Origin of the sequence: Muricoccus roseus, assembly GCF_900141905.1 — a bacterium.
Taxonomy (GTDB): domain Bacteria; phylum Pseudomonadota; class Alphaproteobacteria; order Acetobacterales; family Acetobacteraceae; genus Roseomonas; species Roseomonas rosea.
Genome location: NZ_FQZF01000030.1, coordinates 17,598 through 38,927 on the forward strand (window position 1 = coordinate 17,598; position 21,330 = coordinate 38,927).

Sequence of the window (21,330 nt, forward strand, 5' to 3'; positions counted from 1 at the left end):
CCGGGTGGTTGAGCCATCCACCCCCGCCCCCTAGTCTCCCCGCAACAACCAGGGGGAGGATGCGATGCGCGGCCATTGGTGGAACCGGATGCGGCGCTGGGGTGCCGGGCTGCTGGCGCCGCTGGCGCTGGCCCTGCCGGGCGCGGCCCTCGGGCAGGAGAGCTACCCCTCCCGCCCCGTCCAGCTCGTCGTTCCCTACCCGCCCGGCGGCAACACGGACCTGATGGCGCGCGCCCTGCAGCCCGCCCTGTCCCAGGCCCTCGGGCAGAGCGTGGTCATCGTCAACCGCGGCGGCGCCTCCGGCACCATCGGCGATGCCGAGATCGCCCGCGCGCGGCCGGATGGCTACACGATCGGCCTCTCGCCCAACACGCCGCTGACGGCGCAGCCGCATCTCGTGCCGCTCAGCTACTCGCTGGACAGCTTCCGCTTCCTCTGCCTCGTTTATGACAACCCGCAGGTGCTCGTCCTCGGGCGCGAGGCGCCCTTCCGCGACATCGCCGGCATGGTCGCCTTCGGCCGCAGCAAGAAGGAGGCGCTGGTCTATGGCTCGCCCGGCCAGGGCAGCACCCAGCACATCCTGATTGCCCGGCTGCTCCGCGCGGCGGGGGTGGAGGCGCTGCACGCGCCCTTCACCGGGGCGGGCCCGATGGCGCAGGCGGCGCTGGGCGGGCAGATCATGGCCTTCGTCGAAAGCCCCTCCATTCCCGTCTCCACCGGCCTGCCCGTCGCCGGCGTGTTCAACGCCGCGCGCCTCGCCGCCCTGCCAGATGCGCCGACCGTGACCGAGGCCGGCTACCCCATTGTCGGCAGCTCCGCCGGCGGCCTCATCGCCCCCGCCAGCCTGCCGGATGCCGCCGCCGCCGTGCTCCAGCGCGCCTGCGGGGAGGCGGTGGGCAGCGAGAGCTTCCGCACCGCCGCCACACGGCTGAACTCCGTGCCGAGCTATGCGAGCGGCGCCGAGTTCCGGGACCGCTTCGTCGCGGAAAGCGACAGCAACCGGCGCGTGCTGCAGGAAATGGGGATCGCCCGCGAGTAGTCCTTCGGCACGCAAGGTCCGGAGAGGGCGGCGCCCTCTCCGGGATCACGCGTCCGAGATCAGCGCCCGGATCCGGCTGGCCAGCTGGTCCATCTGGAAGGGCTTACTGAGCACGTGCATGCCTGGCTCCAGATGGCCGCTCCCGAGAACGGCGTTCTCGGCATAGCCCGTGATGAACAGCACCTTCAGCCCGGGACGCAGCACGCGCCCGGCATCGGCCAGCTGGCGCCCGTTCATGCCCCCGGGCAGGCCGACATCCGTGACCAGCAGGTCCACCCGCGCATCGGACTGCAGCACCTGCAGCCCGGCCGCCCCGTCGCCCACTTCGATCGCCGTGTAGCCCAGTTCCTCCAGGACCTCGGCCACCAGCATGCGGATGGTGGGCTCGTCATCCACCACCAGAACGGTCTCGCCCTGCTCCGCCCGCAGCGCCGTCGCCAGCTCCGGCGCCGCCTGATCGGCCTCCGCCTCGCCGAGGTGGCGGGGCAGGTAAACGCGCATGGTCGTGCCGCGGCCCACCGCCGAATGGATGCGGATCTGCCCGCCGGACTGCTTCGCGAAGCCATAGATCATGGAAAGGCCGAGCCCCGTGCCCTGTCCGATCGGCTTGGTCGTGAAGAAGGGGTCGAAGGCCCGGGCGACCACATCCGGCGGCATGCCCGTGCCCGTATCCGTGACGGAGATCGCGACATACTGGCCCGGCGCCATGTCCCGCTGCCGCGCGGTGCGGTCGTCCAGCCAGGCATTCCCCGTCTCGATGGTCAGGCGACCGCCATCGGGCATGGCATCCCGCGCATTGATGCACAGGTTGAGCAGGGCGTTCTCCAGCTGGTTCGGGTCGCACAGCGTGGGCCACAGCCCGGCCGCCAGCACCGTCTCCACCTGGATGGCGGGGCCCATGGTGCGCCGGACCAGCTCCTCCATCCCGGCGATGAGCCGGTTCGGCTGCGTCGGCTTGGGCGCGAGTGTCTGGCGGCGCGAGAAGGCGAGAAGCCGGTGCGTCAGCGCCGCGGCGCGGTTCGCGGCGCCCTGCGCGGCCGTTACGTAGCGGTCCACCTGCTCCAGCCGCCCCTGCGCCACCCGCGCCTTCAGCAGCTCCAGGCTGCCGATGATGCCGGTCAGCAGGTTGTTGAAGTCATGCGCCAGCCCGCCGGTCAGCTGGCCGACCGCCTCCATCTTCTGGGACTGGCGAAGCTGCTCCTCGGCCAGGCGCAGCGCCTCGGCCTGCTCCTTCTCCGCCGTCACGTCGCGGCCCACGGCGTTGATCAGCCCCTCGCCGGAGGCCGCGGACCAGCTGATCCAGCGATAGGTGCCGTCCCGCCCGCGCAGGCGGCTGTCGAAGCGCGCCAGCCTTTCCTCCTGCGAAAGGGTGGAAAGCTCCGCCCGCACGCGCCCGGCATCGTCCGGGTGCAGCAGGGTGAAGAGGTTCTGCCCGACCAGCTCGGCCTCCGACCAGCCCAGCGCCGCCTGCCAGGCCGGGTTCGTCGCCGTGATCTCCCCGTCGAAGCGCGAGACGAGGATGATCTCGGCCGAGAGCCGCCAGAGCCGGTTGCGGTCCGCCGTGCGCTCCGCGACGCGCGCCTCCAGCCCCTCGTTCAGCCGCCGCAGCGCCACCTCGGCACGCTTGGCGTCGGTGACGTCGTAGATGACGCCGATGAAGCGAAGGTCGGAGGTCTCGGTGTCGCGCTGGAATTCGCCGCGCCGCGTCAGCCAGCGCATCTCCCCCGTATCCGGGCGCGTGATGCGGAACTCGGCCTGGCTGACGGTCCCGATCCTCGGCTGTGCCGTGAGGTCGATCACCGGCGCGTCCTCCGGATGGACCACGGCGTTGATCGTGCGCAGCGGCAGGTCCTGCGCGGGCTGCAGCCCCAGCAGCTGGCAGAACTGCGAGGAGACGGAGGCGGTGCCGAAGCCCCTGACATACTCGAAGGTGCCCACCCCGCCCGCGGATTGCGCGATCCGCAGCCGCTCCTCCGCGCGCTTCTGGTCGGTCACGTCCACCAGCGTGCCCAGGAAGCGCCCGCCGGCCCCTGCCTCGCGGAAGCAGCGGCCGCGGGCATGCACCCAGCGGATCGCGCCATCGGGCAGGATGATCCGGTATTCCTTCGAGAAGACCTCCGCCCCGCGCAACACCCCGCCGACGGCCAGCCGGATGCGCATCTGGTCATCCGGATGGATGATGGAGAAGAAGGCGGCAGGCGCCACGCCGCGCTCCGCCTCCACCGGGCTCAGCCGGCAGAGCGCGGCGAAGCGCGCATCGCCGAAAATGCGGCGCTCCTCCGTGTGCCAGTCCCAGGAAGCCATCACGCCGGAGGTGGAGAGCGCGACCCGCAGCCGGTCATTCGCCTGGTCCAGCGCCTCCTGGCGCAGGCGCAGCTCCGCCTGCACGCCCGGCGCCTCCCGTGCGGCGCTGACATCCGCCTGGGTGCCGAGGAAATAGGCCAGCCGCCCAGCCTCGTCGCGCACCGGCACGATGACGAGGCTGTTCCAGAAGAGGCTGCCATCGCGGCGCCGGTTCAGCAGCTCGGCCTCGAAGGGCTGCCCCTGGCGCAGGGCTTCGCCAATGGCCGCACGGACCTGCCCATCCGTCCCGGGTGCCTGGAGCATGCGGCAGTTGCGCCCGATGATCTCGCCGGGCGCGTAGCCCGTCAGGCGCGTGAAGGCGGCGTTGACGAAGACGACGGGGGTATCGGCCTGGCGCGGGTCGCTGACCACGATGGACAGGCCAGACCGCGCCATTGCGTCCACGAGGGGCCCGGCCAGGCGCCGCAGTTCGGCAGGGACCTCCGACGGCGTTCCCGCCCCGGCCCCGCCGCCCGGCCCGGCAGGGGCATCCGCGCCCACGGTGGTGCCCCCGGTCGTGCTAGGCACCATGCTCCACCTCGTCGCGCATGACGCGGTCGATGAAGTCGCCCACCAGCTGCTTCAGCGCGCCGAGGGAGGGGAGATCCATCACCATGGCGATGTAGCCGCGGATGCTCCGGTCCCGGACGGAGAAGTTGATGTAGAGGAAGAGCACCAGCCCTTCCTCCGGTGAGAGCTCCGACGTCCCCAGGAGCTCCCCGCCATGGCCGCGCATCACCTGCGGCAACGACATGGTGAGCGAGCCCTGCAGCATGTTCGCCATGGTGGCCAGGCAGCTGTTGAGGATGACGTTGCCCGTCTCGGCCAGCGCCTCCTGCTCCATGTCCGCCACCTCTTCCGCCGGCATCGCCTCGCCCACCACGGCGCGCACCAGCTCCAGGCTGTTCGCCTGCGGGAAGATCAGCAGGGCACGGCCGCGGAAGGCGCCGGCGAAATCCTGCCAGACCGCCACCAGCTCCCCGCCCTCCCGCTCCCGGATGAGCGTGGCCGCCCGGCCGTGCCCGATCACCTCGATGGAGGGGACGGAAAGCAGCACCTCGCCGCCGACCATCTTGCGCAGGCTGGCCGCGGCGCGGCTGACGCCGATGTTCACCAGCTCGGTGAGGGCATCGCGCTCCAGCTCGTTGAGCACGATGTCCGGCATCTTCAACGCACGCCCGCGCGCAGCCGAAGCGTGGCGCCCGAGACGAAGCCGCGCAGCCCCTCCTCCGTTACCGGCTTGGCGACGAAGGTGGCGTTCACGGCCCGGGCGCGCGCGATCACCTCGTCCTGCACATTGGCCGTGATGATGGCCAGCGGCATGGAGGGGTGCAGCGCCCGCAGCTCCGCCGCCAGCGCCAGCCCGTCCTTGCCGGGCATGTTGAAGTCGAGCACCGCGACGTCCACGCCCCCGGCTGCGACCCGCGCCAGGGCCTCGTCGGCATTGCTCGCCTCCACGCGCTCCCAGCCCGGCTCGAGGGCCTGGATCGCCTTGCCCGCCACGATCCGTGCGAGCTTGCTGTCGTCGACGATCAGGACCGTGGTGGCCATGCCTATGCTCCAGGAGGGGTCGCGCCCGGGAGCGTCGCCCGTCCCCAATCCGCCTTACCGCCTGCATCCTAGCCCGGAGGCGGCCCTGCCAAAAGCGGGGCCAGCCAACGCTCCGTGAAAGGGTCGCCCGGTGGCCCGGCCAGCGGCGGGCGCAGGGCCAGCAGCACCTGGACGACCGCCGCGTGCAGCCCACCGGCGGCGGACAGGTCCACCACGCGCCCCGGCTCCTCTTGCAGGAAGGAGAGCAGGGGCTCGGCATCCTCCACCCGGCACGCCCCTTCCAGGCGAATGACCGGTCCATCCAGCCGCACGCTCATCCGATGAGCCCCGGCATGTCGAGCACCATCAGGACCTGGCCATCCCCCATCAGGGCCGTGCCCAGCAGGCCCGGCATGCCCGAGAGCAGCCCCGGAAGGGGCCGCAGCAGCACGTCGGCCCGCCCGGCGAAGCCATCCACCTCCACCCCCACGCGGGCGGCGCCGCTCCCCACCACCGCCATCCGCACCATCTCGCCGCGCGGGGTGCCCGGGAGGTCCAGAAGCGCCGAGAGCCGGACCAGCGGCACCGTCCGGTCCCGCAGCACGAAGGCCTCGCCCTGGCGCAGGGGCAGGATCCGCCCGGCGGGGATGCGCGCGGTCTCCGCCACGGCGTCGGATGGCAGGCCGAACACCTCCCCCCCCAGCCGCACCAGCAGCACGGTGGTGACGGCGGCCCCCTGGGGCAGCAGCAGGCGGATGGTGGAGCCCGCGCCCGGCCGGCTGGCCAGGGAAACCCGCCCGCCCAGCGCCTCCACCGCCGCCCGCACCGCGTCCATCCCCACCCCGCGCCCGGACAGGCTGGTGACCGCGGAGGCGGTGGAGAAGCCCGGCCGGAAGACGAGTTGCACGGCCTCCTCATCGCCAAGCGCGTCGATCGCGGCCTCGGGCATCAGGCCCCGTGCCTTCGCCGCCTGGCGGATCCGCGCCGGATCGATGCCACGCCCGTCATCCGCCACCTCGACGAGGATCCCCTCCCCCTCGCGCCGGGCCTCCAGCGTGATGCGCCCGGCCGCTGGCTTCCCGGCCCCGGCCCGCGCCTCCGGCGGCTCGATCCCGTGGTCCACGGCATTGCGCAGCAGGTGCAGCAGCGGATCGAACAGCCCGTCCACGATCGCCTTGTCGGCCTCCACCGCCTCGCCGCGGATGTCCAGCACCACCGTCTTGCCCAGCTCCGCCGCGGCGTCCCGGACCAGCCGCGGCAGGCGGTTGAAGCTGCGGGCCAGCGGCGTCATCCGCACGCCCAGCACGGTCCGGTGCATCTGCTCGGCCAGCGCCTCGATGCCCGCCTGGCTCTCGCCCAGGGCCCGGGCCAGGCGCGGATCGGCCTCGCCCAGCTGTGCCACGACCTGGGCCACGAGATGCGCCAAGCCGTTCTTGGCGACGATCATCTCGCCGACCAGATCCATCAGCGCATCGATCCGCGCCGCATCCACCCGCAGGCTGCGTCCGCCCAACCCGGGCGCGCCGCCCGGGGCGGAGGCCTCCTCCGAGGCAGAGGCGGGGGCCGAAGCGGGGGCGGAGGGAGCGATTGCGGCGGTGGCGATCTGGTCCGCCACGAAGCGGAAGGCCTGCCGAAGCTCCGCCTCCCCGGCCGTGCTCAGCAGCTCGATGACGAGATTGCAGGCGAAAGGGTCCATCGCCGCGCCGTCGGGCCAGGGCTGACGGGCGCCCAGGCGCAGGGCGATCATCTCCGGCACCGCGCGCAGGAGGGCCATGGGGTCGTCGCCGAGGAAGAAGCAATCGGCCGCCGGCACGTAGCGCAGCGCGGTCACCTCCTGTCCCGCCGCATGCGCAGCCGCGACCGCCGGGGCCTCCGCCGCGGCCAGGGCGATGGCCCAGGAGGCGTCGGATGGTGGTTCCGCGGATGCGGGCTGCGCTCCTGAGTCTTCCTGAAGGGGTGCCCGCAGCGCTTCCTCCAGCCCGCGCCCGCGCCCTGGCGCATCCGCCGGGAGGGTCCCCGTCCGGGCGAGCGCCTCGATCCAGGCCTCGCTCGCGCCGATGCAGTCCAGAAGCGCGTCGATCACCCCGCGCCCGACGCCGAGTCGCCCGGCACGCACGGCGTCCAGCAGGTCCTCCGCGGCATGCAGCGCGCGCTGCATCGGCTGCAGGTCGAACAGCGCCACCGAACCCTTCAGCGTGTGCACGGCGCGGAAGGCGCTATCGAGGCGCGCGGCGTCCGCCGGGTCGCGCTCCAGCGCCAGCAGGTCCTCGGTCGCCTGCTGCGCCAGCTCGCGCCCCTCGATCAGGAACTGTTCGAGCAGCTCGCTCATGCCGCCACCGGCGGTTGCTGCGGGCGCTGGTACACGACCGCGTCCTCGAATCGGCGCACGGCGAAGCGCCCGGAGATCCGCGCCATGGATTCCGAATGGCCAAGGCAGAGGAAGCCGCCCGGATTCAGCGCCTCGAACAGGTTGCGGGAGGCGGATTGCCGCGATTCGTCATCGAAGTAGATCAGCACGTTGCGGCAGAAGACCACATCGAACCGGCCCTGCGCGGCCATGCTGGCGGCATCCACCAGATTCGCGGCCGTGAAGCGCACGGATTCCCGCAGGTCCTGGATGATCCGCCGCTTGCCCTCACACGGCGGCTCGAAGTAGCGCTCCACGACGTCACGCGGCAGCCGCCCCAGAGCCCGCTCGCCATATTCGCCCTGCATCGCCGCGGCCAGCACCTCGGTATCCAGGTCGGAACCGATGATCTCGATGTTGTAGGCATCGACCATCGCCCAGTTCTCCAACAGCCAGATGGCGATGGAATAGGGCTCCTCCCCCGTGGAGCAGGGCACCGACCACAGCCGCACGAGGTCTCCCGGCCCGCGCCGGGAGACGACCTCCGGCAGCAGGGAGCGGCCGAGGCAGCGGAGCTGGTGCTCCTCGCGGTAGAAATAGGTCTCGTTGACGGTGAAGCTGTTGATCAGCTGCTCCGCCTCGGGCGGGCTCGCCCGCAGCAGGGCCATATAGGCCTGGAAGCCCCGCACGCCCGCCCGCTCCATGCCCTGCGCCAGGCGGCGCTCGATGTAGTAGCGCTTGCTCTCGCCATAGGAGATGCCGGTGCGGCGATAGAGGAAGTCGCAGAGCCTCCGGAGATCCTCGGCGCTCAGGGGCGCGGGCTCCTTCACGGCGCCCAGCCCATCAGCCGGTCCGCGATGGCGTCGAGCGGCAGCACGGCCTCCGCGCCGCCGGCATGCACCAGCGCCCCCGGCATGCCCCAGACCACGGCCGTCTCCTCCGCCTCCGCGATGGTCCGGCCGCCGCCGGCCCGCAGCCGCGCCATCGCGCCCGCGCCGTCATTCCCCATCCCCGTCATCAGCACACCGACAAGGCGCCCGGGGGGCAGGTGCTGCATCGCGCTCTCCACCAGCCGGTCCACGCTCGGGTGCCAGCGGTGCTCCGGCAGGGAAGGCGCGGCCATCACCACCAGCCCGCCGGGCCGCCGCCCCAGAATGATGTCCGCATCGCCCCGGCCGACATAGACCAGCCCGGGGCGCAGCGGCACGGGTTGCGTCACCTCCACCACCTCCAGGGCGCAGAGCTTGTCCAGCCGCCGGGCCAGCGGGCCGGTGAAGGCGGCGGGCATGTGCTGGGCCACCAGGATGGGCCAGGGAAAGGAAGCGGGCAAAGGCGCGAGCAGCGCATCCAGCGCCGGTGGCCCGCCGGTGGAGCAGCCGACCAGCACCACCTTCTCCGCGATCCCGAAGGCCTGCGCCGCGGCCGGCGGCCACGGGGCCTCCGGCGGCAATGCCTGCTGCGGGGCCTGCTGCGGGGCCTGCTGCTGGGCCGGCTGCTGAGGCGAGCGGTCCGGCACCGCCGGTCCGCGCGGCTCCGCCGCCGCCAGCCCGGCGCGCAGCCGCACGCGCTCGGTCAGGCGAAGGCTTCGCCGCAGCCGCGCGCCGGCTGCCGCCCGCACCTTCTCCACCAGCAGCGGCCCCAGCTCATCCATCGCGAGGGACACCGCGCCACCGGGCTTGGCCACGAAATCCACCGCACCCAGCTCCAGCGCCTGCAGCGTCTCCACGGCCCCCTTCTCGGTGACGGAGGAGACCATCACCACCGGGCAGGGCCGCTCCAGCATGATGCGGTCGAGGCAGGCGAGGCCGTTCATGCGCGGCATCTGCACGTCCAGCGTCACGACATCCGGGCGGAACTCGGGCAGCAGCTCCAGCGCCTCGGCGCCATCCCGCGCGAAGGCGATCTCGAAGTCGCCCTCCGCCCGGAACACCTGCCCCATCAGGCGGCGCATCAGGGCGGAATCATCCACGACGAGGAGGCGGATCACGAGGCGGGTGCGGCCCCGGATTCGCCCCTGGATCTGGCCCCGGATCTGCCGCCCGAACCGGCCCTCGCCTCCCCCGCGGCCGCCTTCGCGGCGATCGCGGCCAGCAGGTCGCGCTCCGCGGCGTCCAGCAGGGCCTTCGGCTCGATCAGCAGGATCATCCGGCCGTCCCGTTCCACCGTCGCGATCCGGTCAAACACCGTGGCTTCGCCCGCCGCCAGCTCCGGTGCCGGCGCCAGCGCGGCGACGGGCAGGGAGAGCACTTCGGTCACCGCATCCACCGCGAAGCCGGCACGCAGCCCCTCCAGCGTCACCACCACGATCCGCCGCCCGCGCCCCTCCGCCACGCCAGCCGTGCCGAAACGCCGCCGCTGGTCGATGACGGGCACCACGCTGCCGCGAAGATTCATCACCCCCTCCACGAAGGCCGGCGCGCGGGGAATGCGCGTCAGGCTTTCGGGCCGCCGCGCCACCTCGTCCACCGCGGCGATGGGCAGGCCGTAATGCTCCTCCCCCAGGCGGAACACGACGAACTGCTCGGCCGCCTCGCCCACCGTCCCGGCCATTCCCTCCGCCTCCCTCGCGTCCGCGAGGATGCGCGACGCCGTCTGGTCATCGAAAAGCCGGGCCGGCGAGAGGACGGAGACGAGGCGCCTGCCCCCGTCCAGCCGCCCGATCGCCTCCACCCGCGCCTCCCCCGCCCCGCGGGTCAGCACGGGTGGAACAGGGTCGATCGCGCTCTCCGGCAGGCGGAGGATGGCCGTCATCCGGTCCACCACCAGCCCCACCGCGGCCCGCCCCATCCGAACCACGAGCACCCGCCCGCGGCCGGCGTCCATCTCTCCTGCCGGCAGGCCGAGCAGGGCATGGGGCGAGACCAGCGGCAGCAGCCCGCCCCGGAAGGCAGTGACGCCCAGCATGGCCTGGCCGGTGCGCGGCACCGCCGTCACCTCCTCCGGCAGGCGGGCCACCGCCACCACCTTGTCCAGGGGCAGGGCATAGTCCTGCCCCGCCAGGACGAAGCCGATCAGTGCCAGCTCCTCCGCCCGCGCTTCGGGCACCGCCCCGGCCGCGGCGGCCCCGCCGGGCGCCTGGCCCGCGGCGCCCCGCCGCGCCAGGCTTCCGAAACCCCGCACCAGCAGCGCGTCCAGCTCCACCCTCCGCGCGCCACCCTCCCCGCCCAGCACGGAGACGGAATCCACGAGCAGCCCGACCGGCGCCCGGCCGTTCACCACCACGATGCGCGCGGCCGCAGAGGGCGGCGCCGCCTCCAGCTCCATCAGCTGCGCCAGGGACGCGACCGGCAGCACCGCGCCGCGCAGGTTGATAAGGCCGAGCAGGCCGGGCGGCGCATGGGGCACGCGCGTCACCGGGCGCGGGCGCAGCACCTCCTGCACCGCGCCGGCGGGCAAGGCCAGCTCCTGGCCGGCCACCATCACCGTCAGGGCCTCGGCCGCTCCGGCCGCCTGCGCCGAGGGCTCTCGCGCCGAGGGCGCCACGCCTTCAGCCCTCCGTCCGGAGCTCGTCGGCCAGGCTCGCGATCTCCTCGATGGCGGCGGCCAGCTCCTCCACGCCCTTGGCCTGCTCGCGGGCGGCGGTGAAGGCCTCGCTGGCGGCGCCATTGGCCTGTTCCGCCGCGGCCGCGATCTGCTGCGTGCCGGCCAGCACCTCGCGCACGGCGTCGAGCACCGCCCCGGCGCTGGCCAGGATCTCCTCCGCGCCCTCGCGCAGCGTGCCCAGCTCCGCCTCGGCCCGGCCAAGCCGCCCGGCCGTGTCCCGCAGCTTCCCGGCCTCGCCCAGCGAGGCGGCGGCCATCGAGTCCAGGTCGCGCCGCACCACCTCCACCTGGTCGCGGATGTCGCGCACCACGTCCTTCATCCGGTCGGCATTGCCGGAGGCATCCCGCGCCAGCTCGCGGATGTCGGAGGACACGACCGCGAAGCCACGCCCGGCCTCCCCCGCCCGCGCCGCCTCCACCGAGCCGCTGACGGCCAGCATGTTCGTCTGCACCGCCACCAGCGCGATGGCATCCACGATCTTCTCGATCCGTCGCCGGGCCGTCTCCAGCGCGGCCACCAGCCCGGCCACGGCATCGCCTTCCTGCAGGGCCGCGTCCAGGCTGCGGCTCAGCCCCGCGATCGACTCCGCGCCCTGCCGCAGCCCGGGCGCGAGCACCTCCAGCCGCTGCGCCGCCTCCGAGGCGGCGCCCCGCGTGGCCATGGCTGCGCGCTCGATCTGCGCCATGGCGGAGGAGGATTGCTGCGTGGCGGCGGCCTGCGCCTGCGCGCCCCGCGCGATCTGGCCCAGCGCCGTCATGATCTGCCCGGCCGCGCCCGACAGCTCCTGCACCGTCGCCGAAAGCTCCTCGGCGGCCGAGGCCACCTGCTCCGCCCGCCCGCTGCCCGCCTCATCGGCCTGCAGCCGCTCGGCCATCGTGGCCAGGGCGCGTGCCGTCTGCTGGCTTCCCTCCAGCGCGGTGGTCTGCTGCCCCACGGCGCGCTGCGCCTCCGCCGTGGCGGCGGACTGCTCCTCGGCCGCGCTGGCCACCTGCTCCGCGCCGCGCTGCGCCTCGCGCGTCCCGCCCTCGGCTTCCACGGCCGCGACCAGGATGGCCTGCCCGCCTTCCGTGATCGCGTTCATCCCCAGCCGCACCTCGTCGAGCACGGCGACGACCGCGCGCCCGCTCCGCGCCTCTGCCGTCGCCGTCTCGGCTGCCTGGCGGATGCGGTCGGCGATGACCCGCACCGCGTCGCGGGTGGAGGCCACGAGCCCCTGCACCTCGCGGGCGCTCGATTCGGACAGCTCGGCCAGGGCGCGCACCTCGTCGGCCACCACGGCGAAGCCGCGGCCATGCTCGCCGGCACGGGCCGCCTCGATGGCGGCGTTGAGGGCGAGGAGATTCGTCTGGTCCGCGATGTCCCCGACCACCGCCGTGATCTCGCCGATGCGCGCGGCCTGGCTTTCCAGCGTGGCCACCACCTCCACGGAGCGGAGCTGGCGCGCCGCGCGCTCCTGCACGAAGGCGGCCGAGGCCTCGACCTGCGCCCCCACCTCGGTCAGCAGCGCCTGCAGGGCGGCGGTCATGCGGCGCGTGCCGTCCGCCCGGTCCCGCGCCTGGGCGAAGGCGGCGCTCAGGCTCGCGATGGTGCCCTGGCTCTCCTGGGTGGCGCCGGCGGCCTCCTCCGCGGCGGAGGCGATCTGCTCCAGGGCGCGCCGCAGCTCCTCGGCCGCGGCCGAAGCCTCGGTGACGCCCGCCGCCAGCTGCTCGGACGCCGCGCCGATTCGCTCCGCCGCCTTCTGCCGCCTTGCCCGGGACCGATCCTGCGAACGGCGCGCCGCCAGCCCGGCCGCGGAGGGCGTGGCCGGGGCGGGGGCGGGTGCCGGAGCCCCATCCTGCGGCAGCGAAGGCGCGCTGCTGCCCCGGTTGAGTGCGGACGTCTTGACCAGCGCCATGGATCCTCCAGCGGGACGGCTCCGCCTGCCGTTCCCAGCATATCCACCCCGGCCCGCCAGGCACATAGATGCAGGAGGAAGAGAGTGGCAATGGCGCTCCGCCCGCCCGGGCGCCCGGCGGCCATCACCCAGGTTAAGGCGTGCGGCGGGCGACCCCCGTATCGCTGACGCCCCGAGATCGCGGATCAGCGCATGCAAGCGACCACACGGCCGGCCCCGGGACGGGGCGCATGAGCGACGGCCCGGTCAGCCAGCCGGTCAGCCAGCCGGTCAGCCAGCCGGTCGGTCAGGCGGGCGGTCAGGGCAGTGCGAAGCGCGGCCGCCTGGCCGCCCGCCCGCTGCAGGCCCCCGGCCGCGCCGCCATGGCGCCCGGATGTCACCCGCTCGGGCTTGGGGGCCGGCGGGACGGCCTGCTCCGCATCCCGGACGCCCCCGACGACGCGGCGTTGCCCCTCGTGGTCATGCTGCACGGTGCCGGCGGCCATGCCGCCGGGACGCTCCCGCTGATCGAGGGGGTGGCCGGAAGGGCCCTCGTGCTGGTGCCGGAAAGCCGGGGCCCGACCTGGGACGTGATCCTGGGCGGCTACGGGCCGGACGTCACCTTCCTCGACGAGGCGCTGCGGGCGGTGTTCCAGCGCCACCGCGTGGACCCGGCGCGCATCGCCCTGGCCGGCTTCTCCGACGGCGCCTCCTATGCGCTCTCGCTGGCTCTCGCGAATGGCGACCTGTTCACCCACGCCCTCGCTTTCTCGCCCGGCTTCGCCGCGCCGCCGGAGGCCGTGGGGCGCCCGCGCATCTTCGTCTCCCATGGCGTGGAGGACGACGTGCTGCCCATTGGCCGGTGCCGCCGCCGGCTCGTCCCGAACCTCCAGGCGGCCGGCTACGATGTCCGCTACCGCGAGTTCTCCGGCGGCCACTCTGTTCCGGAGGAGCTGGCGGCGGAGGCCATCGGCCTTCTGGCCGGGCCCTGAGCGCCTGGCCGATTAGGCCCCGCCCGTCTCCAGCACCACGCGCCGCTGCACCTCCCGCCAAGTCCAGGAAAGCCCCTCGGCATCCGGCCCGGCCCGGTGCCGGGTCCGTCGGCGGCGCGACTCCGCCTCGCCGGCCTCTGCCACGAGCCGGGCCGCGAGGCGGTTGATCTCCTGCACCCGCGCCTCCCGGCGCGGGTGCCATTCCGGCACCAGCTCCAGCAGCGGCCGGCAGGCCCGCCCATAGGCCTGATGCACGTCCAGCAGGACGATGCGCCGCGGCAGCCCGGCCTCGCGGAAAAGAGTGTCGAGCCAGTCCTGGTCCCAGGCCGGGGCGTCCGAGAAGACCAGCACCTCCCCGGGCGGCAGGGCCTGCAGAAGGCGGAGCGCCACCTCCATCACCGGCCGCCCCTCCTGGAGCAGGACTTCGCGGGAGATGCCGTGAATGCATTCTGAAGCCGCGGCCCAATCCGTCCACCCTTCGGCCGGACGGATGAGGTGCGCCTCGGCCACCTCCTCATCCGCACGGAACCAGCCGACCTCGATGGGATGCGAGTTCGCGCCCAGGCTCGAAGCCTCGAAGTCGATGAAGGCGATCAAGGACGGTCCCTCCACGGCATGTGCGTGCGAGGTCAACGGAAGGGACGCGTGAGATCCAGCTCCCAGGTCTCCCCGACAAGGACATGGCCGAAGCTGTGATGCGGCTCCGCCTTCACGCAGCGGAACCCCTCGCCCTCGTAAAGGCGACGGGCCGGAACCAGAACGTCATTCGTCCAGAGGGTCAGCCGGCGATAGCCGAGTTCGCGGGCGGAGCGGATGCATTCCTCCACCAGCCGCCGCCCGACCCCGAGGCCGCGCATCGCGGGCTCGACATAGAGCAGGCGCAACTTGCCCGCCTCTTCCGAGGCCCGCATGAGGAACACCGACCCCACCACCGCCCCTTCTCGCTCGGCGATCCAGCATCGCTCGCGCGCCGGGTCGAAATTCCGGATGAAGCCGGCGACGATCTCGGCGGCCAGGGCCTCGTAGCTCCCGTCCCAGCCGTATTCTTCGGCATAGAGCACGGTCTGGCGGTGGACGATCCAGCCCATGTCGCCGGGCCGGTGGGGCCGAAGAAGATAGGGCGCCGGGGCGGTGGCCTCCCCGCCGAGAAGCCTCTCCGCCTCGCCCAGCGCCGCCACTAGGCGCTGCTGCGCCGCCGCATCCAGCGCGGCCAGCATGGCACCGACCTCCTCGCGCGACCGGGCATCGACCTTGTCGAAGGCCGCCTTCCCCGCCGGCGCGAGGGAGAGCAGGTTTTGCCGGGCGTCCGAGGCGGAGGGGCGTCGCTCAACCAGTCCACGCTCCTCGAGGCTTCGCAGGACGCGGCTGAGATAGCCTGAGTCCAGTTCGAGCGCGGAGGCCAGGCGGGAGGCGGTCGTCTCGCCTTGCGCGACCTCGTAGATAATCCGCCCTTCGGTGAGGGTGAGGGCACTGCGGAGCAAGCCTTCATGCAGCACGCCGATCCGGCGCGTATAGAGGCGGCTGAAGCGCCGCACCGCTTCGACGCGGCGGGCAAGGACGGCATCGGGCATGATAAGCTGTCGCGCCCTTTGGCTTGATGCCTGCAAATGTCACCCAAAAGGTTGCTATTAGCAACCAAGTCCGCAGCTGCCCCGGCCCGCATGGTGGCCGTCTCCCTGGGCCGGCTGGCCCGGCCGGGCTAGAGAGGCCACGAGGAACGATAAGGTTATGCCATGAGGAACCCCGGCGCCCGGGTCTCCAACGTTTGGGCCGTCGTGATCGCCGCTGCGGTCACCGCCTCCATGGCGATGGGCATCCGCCAGACCTTCGGCCTCTTCCTCCTACCCCTCGGGGCGGAACAGGGCATCTCGGCCGTCGCGCTCGGCCTTTCGGTGGCGCTGCACAACCTGACCTGGGGTCTCGTCCAGCCTATCACCGGCGCGTTGGGGGACCGCCACGGCGCCGGGCGCGTCGCGGCGGTGGGCGGGCTGCTCTATGTCGCGGGGCTCGGCCTCGTGGCGCTGCATCCCTCGGCGGTCACGGCGGTGCTGGGCATCGGGATCATGACCGGGATCGGCGTGGGCTGCACCGGCACGGGCAGCGTGGTGGCGGCGGTGGGGCGCGCGGCCTCGCCGGAGCAGCGGGGCAGCATGATGGGCATCGCGGCCGCCGGCGGCTCGGTCGGGCAGGCCCTCCTCGTTCCCTATGCGCAGATCGGCATCGGCTGGTACGGCGCCGCCGCGGCGCTGGGCGCCATGGGGCTGGCGGCGCTGATGATCCTGCCGGCGGCCCGGGTGATGGAGTGGAACCCGCGCAACCCCGCCGCGCCCCGCCGCCCCCTCTCCGACCTGCCGCGCTTCGCTCGGGAGGCGCTGCGGGAACGCGACTTCGCGCTGCTCACACTGGGCTTCTTCGCCTGCGGCTTCCAGCTGGCCTTCCTCACCACCCACCTGCCCGCGCACCTCGCGCTCTGCGGCATGCCGGTCTGGCTCGGCGCGACCTCGCTGATGCTGGTGGGGCTGTTCAACATTCCGGGCTCCTGGCTCTGCGGCAAGCTGGGCAACGTGATCCGGCCCGAGGTGGCGCTGGGCGGCATCTACCTGCTCCGCACCGTCGCCATCGCCCTCTTCGCCCTGCTGCCGGTGACGGAATGGGGCACGCTGCTCTTCGCCGCCGTGCTCGGCTCCATCTGGCTCGGCTCCGTGCCGCTCACGGCGGCCGCCATCGCGCGGCGCTTCGGGGTGGCGGATCTCGGCGCGCTCTATGGCGTCTGCTTCTTCAACCACCAGATCGGCGGCTTCCTCGGCGCCGGCGCCGCCGCGCTGCTGGTGGACCGCACGGGCAGCTATGCCGCCTTCTGGCCGGTGATGATCCTGGTCGGCCTCGGCGCCGTGGCGGTGAACTGGGCGACGCGCGGCCCGATCCGGGCCACCGCCCCAGCCTAGCCACCCGGCCTAGGCCGGCGCCGCCAGGGCGGGCAGACTGCCCCGGTGTCTGTCCCGCGCCGTTCCGCCGCCCTGGCGGCGCGGCGCACAGAGCCCCGGAGCGCCTCATGGCCTATGACCCGACCACGCACCGCCCGCTGACCTTCCATGACGCGGTGCCCGGCTTCCTCGCCGGCCGGGACACGCCCCGGGATTATCTCGAGCGCTGCCTGGCCACCATCGAGGCGCGGGAGCCCGAGGTGCAGGCCTGGATGGCCCTGAACATCGAAGGCGCCCGCGCGGCCGCCGATGCCGCCACGGCGCGGTACCGGGCGGGACAGGCGATCGGGCCGGTGGATGGGATGCCGATCGGCATCAAGGACATCCTCCAGACGCATGACATGCCCACCAGCCTCGGCATCGCGGGCAATGAGGGGGCGCGCGCCCGGCAGGACAGCGCCTCGGTCTGGGCGCTGCGCGAGGCGGGGGCGGTGATCCTGGGCAAGACCGTGACCACGGAACTGGGCGGCGCGCATCCCAGCAAGTCCCGCAACCCCTTCGATGTCAGGCGGACGGCCGGCGGTTCCTCCAGCGGCTCGGGCGCGGCGGTCGGGGCGGGCATGGTGCCGGCGGCGCTGGGCACGCAGGTGGTCGGCTCCATCATCCGCCCGGCCGCCTTCAGCGCGAATGTCGCAATCAAGCCCAGCTTCGGCGCCCTGCATCGCGGGGAGCGGCAGGGGCTGAGCCAGAGCTGCCTGGGCGTGCATGCCGGCGCCGTCGAGGACATGTGGCACGTGGCCGCCGAGATCGCGGCGCGCGCCGGCGGCGACCCCGGCCATCCCGGCCTGGGCGGCACACTGGCGCCGCCGGCGCCGCGCCGGCCGGGGCGGCTGATCGTGCTGGAGAGCGAGGGCTGGGCCGCCACCGAGGCCCCGACGCGCGAGGCCTTCGAGGCGCTGCTGGAACAGCTGGCCGACGACGGGGTGGTGCTGCTCCGCCGCGCCGACGACCGGCTGATCGACGCCTTCGAGCGGAGCATCGCCGAATCGGTGACGATGAGCATGGGGCTGGTGGCCTTCGAGAACCGCTGGGGCCAGGCGAACCTGCTGCGCCTGTTCCCGGACAGCCTGAGCGACACCACCCTGGCCCAGATGAAGCATGCCACCGCGATGACGGTCTCGGATTACCGGGACCTGCTGGCCCGGCGGGCCGAGGCGCGGCTGCGCCAGGCCACGCTCGCGCCGCTGGCGGACGGAATCATCACCCTCTCCTGCACCGGCCCCGCGCCGCTGCTGGAGGAGATCGTCCACCGCCCCACCGGGCGCACGGGGAACACGGCCTTCAACGCCTGGACATCCCTGCTCGGCTGCCCCGCGGTCACCCTGCCGCTGCTGGGCGTGGCGGGCATGCCGGTGGGCGTGCAGGTGGTCGGGCAGCCGGGCCAGGACGAGGCGGTGGTGGGTATGGCGCGCTGGCTGGGCGAGGTGGCGCGGCCCGTGAACCGCTGAGGGCGCGGCGATTTGATTTTTGCGCCGGAATGTCCCTAACGCGTCCTCGCGCTCCAACGCGAGGATGCCATGCATGACCCGCTTCTCCGCCGCCGCGCCCTGCCCCGCCTGGGGGTCGGCCTGATGGCCGCCCCCGCTTCGGCGGCGCCCGGCACCGAGGGCTTCGCGCCGGATCTGGAGGAGAAGCTCGCGGCCGGGCTGCGTTCCGGCCTGCTGCCCGGCCTGCATGCCCTGCTGGTGGCGCGGCACGGGCAGGTGGTGCTGGCGCATTATGGCCAGGGGCCGGATGAGAGCTGGGGCCGCCCGCTCGGCGAGGTCCGCTCCGGCCCCGAGGTGCCGCATGACCTGCGCTCGGTGACCAAGAGCGTGGTCGGGCTGCTCTACGGCATCGCCCTCGCCCGCGGCGCCGTGCCGCCGCCGGAGGCGCCGCTGCTGGCGCAGTTTCCCGAATACCCCGACCTCGCCGCCGACCCCGCCCGGCAGGCCCTGCGCGTGTCCGACGCGCTGGACATGACCATGGGCCTCGCCTGGGACGAAAGCCGCCCCTACACCGATCCGGCGAACAGCGAGATCGCCATGGAGAACGCGGCGGACCGCTACCGCTACGTGCTGGAACAGCCGGTGGAGCATCCGCGCGGAACGCGCTGGACCTATTCCGGCGGCGCCGTGGCGCTGCTGGGCGCGCTGATCGCGCGCGGCACCGGGCAGTCGCTGCCGGATTTCGCCCAGGCGGCGCTGTTCGAGCCGCTCGGCTTCGAATCCGGCGGCTGGGCGGCGGGGCGGGACGGCGTGCCCTCCGCTGCCTCGGGTCTGCGACTGACCGCGCCCGCCCTGCTGCGCATCGGGGAGATGGTGCTGGCCGGCGGCGCGTGGGAAGGCCGGCGGGTGGTACCGGAGGCATGGCTCGCCGCCATGACCCGCCCCGCCGTGCCCACCGGGGACGGGCTGCATTACAGCCGCCTCTGGTATCTCGGCGGGGGATATGTGCCGGGCCTCGGCGGGCCGCGCCCCTGGCTCGGCGCCTTCGGCAATGGCGGGCAGCGCCTCTACCTCATGCCGGCGGCCGGCCTCGCCATGGCCTGCTTCTGCGGCCTCTATAACCGGCCGGAGCAGGCGGCGACGCCGCTGCGGATCTGGCGGGAGATCGTGCTGGCGAACCTGGTGCGGGGCTGAGGCGCGCTCACCTCGCCGCGTCCACCCGGCTGCCGCGCAGGAAGATGCGCACGGCGTGCTCGATCCGGCCGGTCAGCACCTCCCGCGGAAGCGAGACCTCCAGCCCGGCCATGAGTTCGTGGTGAAAGGCGCCGAGCGCCATGCCCACCAGCATCCGAGCGGCCTCGGGCGCCCCACCGAAATCGTAGCCGCCCGCGGAGGCGAGCTGAGTGAGGTACTTCTCAAGCTCCAGCCGCGCCATTTCCGGGCGCGGCTCGGTCCAGTCCGGGCCCAGCAAGGAGGTGCGGCCCGCCTCGGCCATGGCGATCCGCATCAGGGCGATCGAGCTGTCGCGGAGCAGGATATCCGCCATGCGCAGCAGAAAGTCCCGCAAGGCCTGCTCCGGCGACTGATGCGGATCGACGGGAAGCCGTGCCACCTCCTCGCGCCGCCGCTCCATCACGGCCCGGAACAGGTCGTCCTTCGAGGCGAAGAGCTTGTAGACGGTCTTCTTCGAGCAGCGCGCGCCCGCGGCGATGGCATCCATAGTGGTGACATGGAAGCCCTGGGCGACGAAGGCGGCTTCCGCGGCCTGCAGGATGCGCTGGCAGGTGATGCCCAGCCCATCCGGAAGCGCGTCACGTCCCCTTTCGCCTTGCTCTGTCACCGCGTCCTCTCCTCCTGAAACACAATGTTGCAGCGCACAAGGGTGCTTGACACCCTCCAGGAAACGGCAGAGTTTCCGCGCTCGGAAACTAGCCCGTTTCCATTCGCCCGGGCAAGTGCCGCAGAGACGGACCGTGACGGACCCATGATGATCGCTCCTCGCACAGACGCCGCGCCCCTGCCGCCCGTCGGGGCCTCCGGTTCCGGACGCCGCGCCGCCCTCCTCCGCGCGATCGCGGCCGCGGCGGCCCTTGCCCTGGCCGGCTGCGACGACAAGGCGACAGCACAGGGCCAAGCCGCCCCGCCCGCCCCGACCGTGACCGTCGTGACGCTCGCCCCTCAGCAGGTGGCGCTGCAGACCGTGCTGCCCGGGCGCACCACCCCCTTCCAGACCGCGGAGATCCGGCCCCAGGTGGGTGGCGTGGTGCGGGAGCGCCTGTTCCGCGAGGGGGAGCAGGTGACGGCGGGGCAGCCGCTGTTCCAGATCGACCCCGCCCCCTATCGCGCCTCCCTGGCCAGTGCCGAAGCCACCCTGGCCCGCGCGCAGGCCGCCCTCGAATCCGCCCGGGTCACCGTCTCCCGCTACCGCCCGCTGGTGGCACAGAACGCGGTCAGCCGGCTGGACTACGAGACCGCGGTGGCAACCCAGAAATCGGCCGAGGCCGACGTGGCCTCTGGCCGGGCCGCGGTCGAGACCGCGCGAATCAACCTGGGCTACACCCGCGTGACCTCACCCATCGCGGGGCGCACGGGGCGCTCCTCCGTCACGGTCGGCGCGCTGGTCACGGCGGACCAGGGTACCTCCCTGCTCACCGTCACGCAGCTCGATCCCATCTATGTCGACGTCACCCAGCCCACGGCGGCGGTGCTGCGGCTGCGGCGGGACCTGGAGTCCGGCAAGCTGCGCCGGGACGCGAACGACAATGCCGAGGTCCGGCTCCTGCTCGAGGACGGCACCGAATACCCCGAGGCCGGCACGCTGCAGTTCTCCGAGGTCACGGTGAGCACCGATACCAACACCGTCACCCTACGCGCCCAGTTCCCCAACCCGCAGGGCATGCTGATGCCGGGCATGTTCGTCCGCGCCCGGCTGGAGCAGGGCCAGGCCCAGTCCGCCCTCCTCGTTCCGCAGCAGGGCGTGACGCGGAACCCGCGGGGCCAGCCCGTCGCGCTGGTGGTGCAGGCCGACGGCACGGTGGCGAGCCGCACGCTGGAGATCGGCCAGGCCATCGGGAACAAGTGGCTGGTCGAGGGTGGCCTGCAGGAGGGTGACCGCGTGATCGTTGAGGGCACGCAGCGCGTGCGCCCCGGCGCGAAGCCCCAGCTGCGCGAGATGAGCGCCCAGGCCTTCGACCAGCAGGTGGCCGAGGAAGCCCAGCGCGCCATCCAGGTCCGGGGAGGCTGAGGACAGGC

The 21,330-nt window shown here is 73.3% G+C and carries 18 protein-coding genes; 6 read left to right on the forward strand and 12 right to left on the reverse strand.

Annotated features, from left to right (window positions below; translation table 11 throughout):
• Positions 1 to 64: 64 nt before the first annotated feature.
• Entirely contained in the window at positions 65 to 1,039 is a 975-nt protein-coding gene (locus BUB97_RS20305; RefSeq protein WP_073138165.1) for a tripartite tricarboxylate transporter substrate binding protein, read from the forward strand.
• A 45-nt stretch (positions 1,040 to 1,084) separates the two neighbouring features.
• On the opposite strand, the gene BUB97_RS20310 is transcribed toward BUB97_RS20305, so the two are convergent.
• From BUB97_RS20310 to BUB97_RS20350, 9 genes are all read right to left on the reverse strand, one after another.
• Positions 1,085 to 3,913 (reverse strand): hybrid sensor histidine kinase/response regulator, encoded by a 2,829-nt coding sequence (locus BUB97_RS20310; RefSeq protein ID WP_086062410.1) that lies wholly within the window; start codon positions 3,911 to 3,913, stop codon positions 1,085 to 1,087.
• Positions 3,903 to 4,547 carry a chemotaxis protein CheX gene (locus tag BUB97_RS20315; RefSeq protein WP_073138167.1) on the reverse strand — a complete coding sequence of 215 codons (645 nt, stop codon included), beginning with the start codon at positions 4,545 to 4,547 and terminating at the stop codon, positions 3,903 to 3,905. Before BUB97_RS20315 ends, BUB97_RS20310 begins: the two co-directional genes overlap by 11 nt.
• A 2-nt stretch (positions 4,548 to 4,549) precedes the next feature.
• Complete coding sequence (locus tag BUB97_RS20320; RefSeq protein WP_073138169.1) at positions 4,550 to 4,933, reverse strand: response regulator; 384 nt, start codon at positions 4,931 to 4,933, stop codon at positions 4,550 to 4,552.
• A 68-nt stretch (positions 4,934 to 5,001) separates the two neighbouring features.
• Complete coding sequence (locus BUB97_RS20325; protein ID WP_073138171.1) at positions 5,002 to 5,250, reverse strand: hypothetical protein; 249 nt, start codon at positions 5,248 to 5,250, stop codon at positions 5,002 to 5,004.
• The gene (locus BUB97_RS20330) at positions 5,247 to 7,241 is read right to left on the reverse strand and encodes a chemotaxis protein CheA (RefSeq protein ID WP_073138173.1); all 1,995 of its coding nucleotides are present in this window, start codon (positions 7,239 to 7,241) and stop codon (positions 5,247 to 5,249) included. Before BUB97_RS20330 ends, BUB97_RS20325 begins: the two co-directional genes overlap by 4 nt.
• Positions 7,238 to 8,089, reverse strand: coding sequence for a CheR family methyltransferase (locus BUB97_RS20335; RefSeq protein ID WP_245818389.1), 852 nt, complete (start codon positions 8,087 to 8,089; stop codon positions 7,238 to 7,240). Before BUB97_RS20335 ends, BUB97_RS20330 begins: the two co-directional genes overlap by 4 nt.
• Positions 8,086 to 9,246 carry a chemotaxis-specific protein-glutamate methyltransferase CheB gene (gene cheB, locus BUB97_RS20340; protein WP_073138177.1) on the reverse strand — a complete coding sequence of 387 codons (1,161 nt, stop codon included), beginning with the start codon at positions 9,244 to 9,246 and terminating at the stop codon, positions 8,086 to 8,088. The genes BUB97_RS20335 and cheB overlap by 4 nt, the downstream gene beginning before the upstream one ends.
• On the reverse strand, positions 9,243 to 10,742 hold the full coding sequence (locus tag BUB97_RS20345) for a chemotaxis protein CheW (protein WP_073138179.1): 1,500 nt from the start codon (positions 10,740 to 10,742) through the stop codon (positions 9,243 to 9,245). The genes cheB and BUB97_RS20345 overlap by 4 nt, the downstream gene beginning before the upstream one ends.
• 4 nt (positions 10,743 to 10,746) lie before the next feature.
• Complete coding sequence (locus tag BUB97_RS20350; protein WP_073138181.1) at positions 10,747 to 12,696, reverse strand: methyl-accepting chemotaxis protein; 1,950 nt, start codon at positions 12,694 to 12,696, stop codon at positions 10,747 to 10,749.
• Between the two features lie 230 nt (positions 12,697 to 12,926).
• On the opposite strand from BUB97_RS20350, the gene BUB97_RS20355 reads away from it, so the two are divergent.
• A complete protein-coding gene (locus tag BUB97_RS20355; protein WP_175562693.1) occupies positions 12,927 to 13,667 on the forward strand; it encodes an alpha/beta hydrolase in 741 nt (246 codons plus the stop codon).
• 12 nt (positions 13,668 to 13,679) lie between these two features.
• Here BUB97_RS20355 and BUB97_RS20360 read toward each other — a convergent pair whose 3' ends face one another.
• Both BUB97_RS20360 and BUB97_RS20365 read right to left on the reverse strand, forming a co-directional pair.
• Positions 13,680 to 14,264, reverse strand: coding sequence for a hypothetical protein (locus BUB97_RS20360; protein ID WP_073138183.1), 585 nt, complete (start codon positions 14,262 to 14,264; stop codon positions 13,680 to 13,682).
• A 32-nt stretch (positions 14,265 to 14,296) separates the two neighbouring features.
• Positions 14,297 to 15,238, reverse strand: a complete 942-nt coding sequence (locus BUB97_RS20365; RefSeq protein WP_073138185.1) for a bifunctional helix-turn-helix transcriptional regulator/GNAT family N-acetyltransferase — start codon at positions 15,236 to 15,238, stop codon at positions 14,297 to 14,299.
• Between the two features lie 162 nt (positions 15,239 to 15,400).
• Between BUB97_RS20365 and BUB97_RS20370 the strand changes: the two genes are divergently transcribed.
• The 3 genes from BUB97_RS20370 to BUB97_RS20380 all read left to right on the forward strand — a co-directional run bounded on the left by BUB97_RS20370 (position 15,401) and on the right by BUB97_RS20380 (position 19,272).
• Entirely contained in the window at positions 15,401 to 16,612 is a 1,212-nt protein-coding gene (locus tag BUB97_RS20370) for an MFS transporter (protein ID WP_073138187.1), read from the forward strand.
• Positions 16,613 to 16,719: 107 nt separating this feature from the next.
• Complete coding sequence (locus tag BUB97_RS20375; protein ID WP_073138189.1) at positions 16,720 to 18,099, forward strand: amidase family protein; 1,380 nt, start codon at positions 16,720 to 16,722, stop codon at positions 18,097 to 18,099.
• 69 nt (positions 18,100 to 18,168) lie between these two features.
• A complete protein-coding gene (locus BUB97_RS20380) occupies positions 18,169 to 19,272 on the forward strand; it encodes a serine hydrolase domain-containing protein (RefSeq protein WP_086062412.1) in 1,104 nt (367 codons plus the stop codon).
• Between the two features lie 7 nt (positions 19,273 to 19,279).
• On the opposite strand, the gene BUB97_RS26350 is transcribed toward BUB97_RS20380, so the two are convergent.
• Positions 19,280 to 19,918, reverse strand: coding sequence for a TetR/AcrR family transcriptional regulator (locus BUB97_RS26350; RefSeq protein ID WP_073138191.1), 639 nt, complete (start codon positions 19,916 to 19,918; stop codon positions 19,280 to 19,282).
• A gap of 144 nt (positions 19,919 to 20,062) precedes the next feature.
• Here BUB97_RS26350 and BUB97_RS20390 point away from each other — a divergent pair, with 144 nt between their 5' ends.
• Complete coding sequence (locus BUB97_RS20390; RefSeq protein WP_338141789.1) at positions 20,063 to 21,322, forward strand: efflux RND transporter periplasmic adaptor subunit; 1,260 nt, start codon at positions 20,063 to 20,065, stop codon at positions 21,320 to 21,322.
• Positions 21,323 to 21,330: the final 8 nt, after the last annotated feature.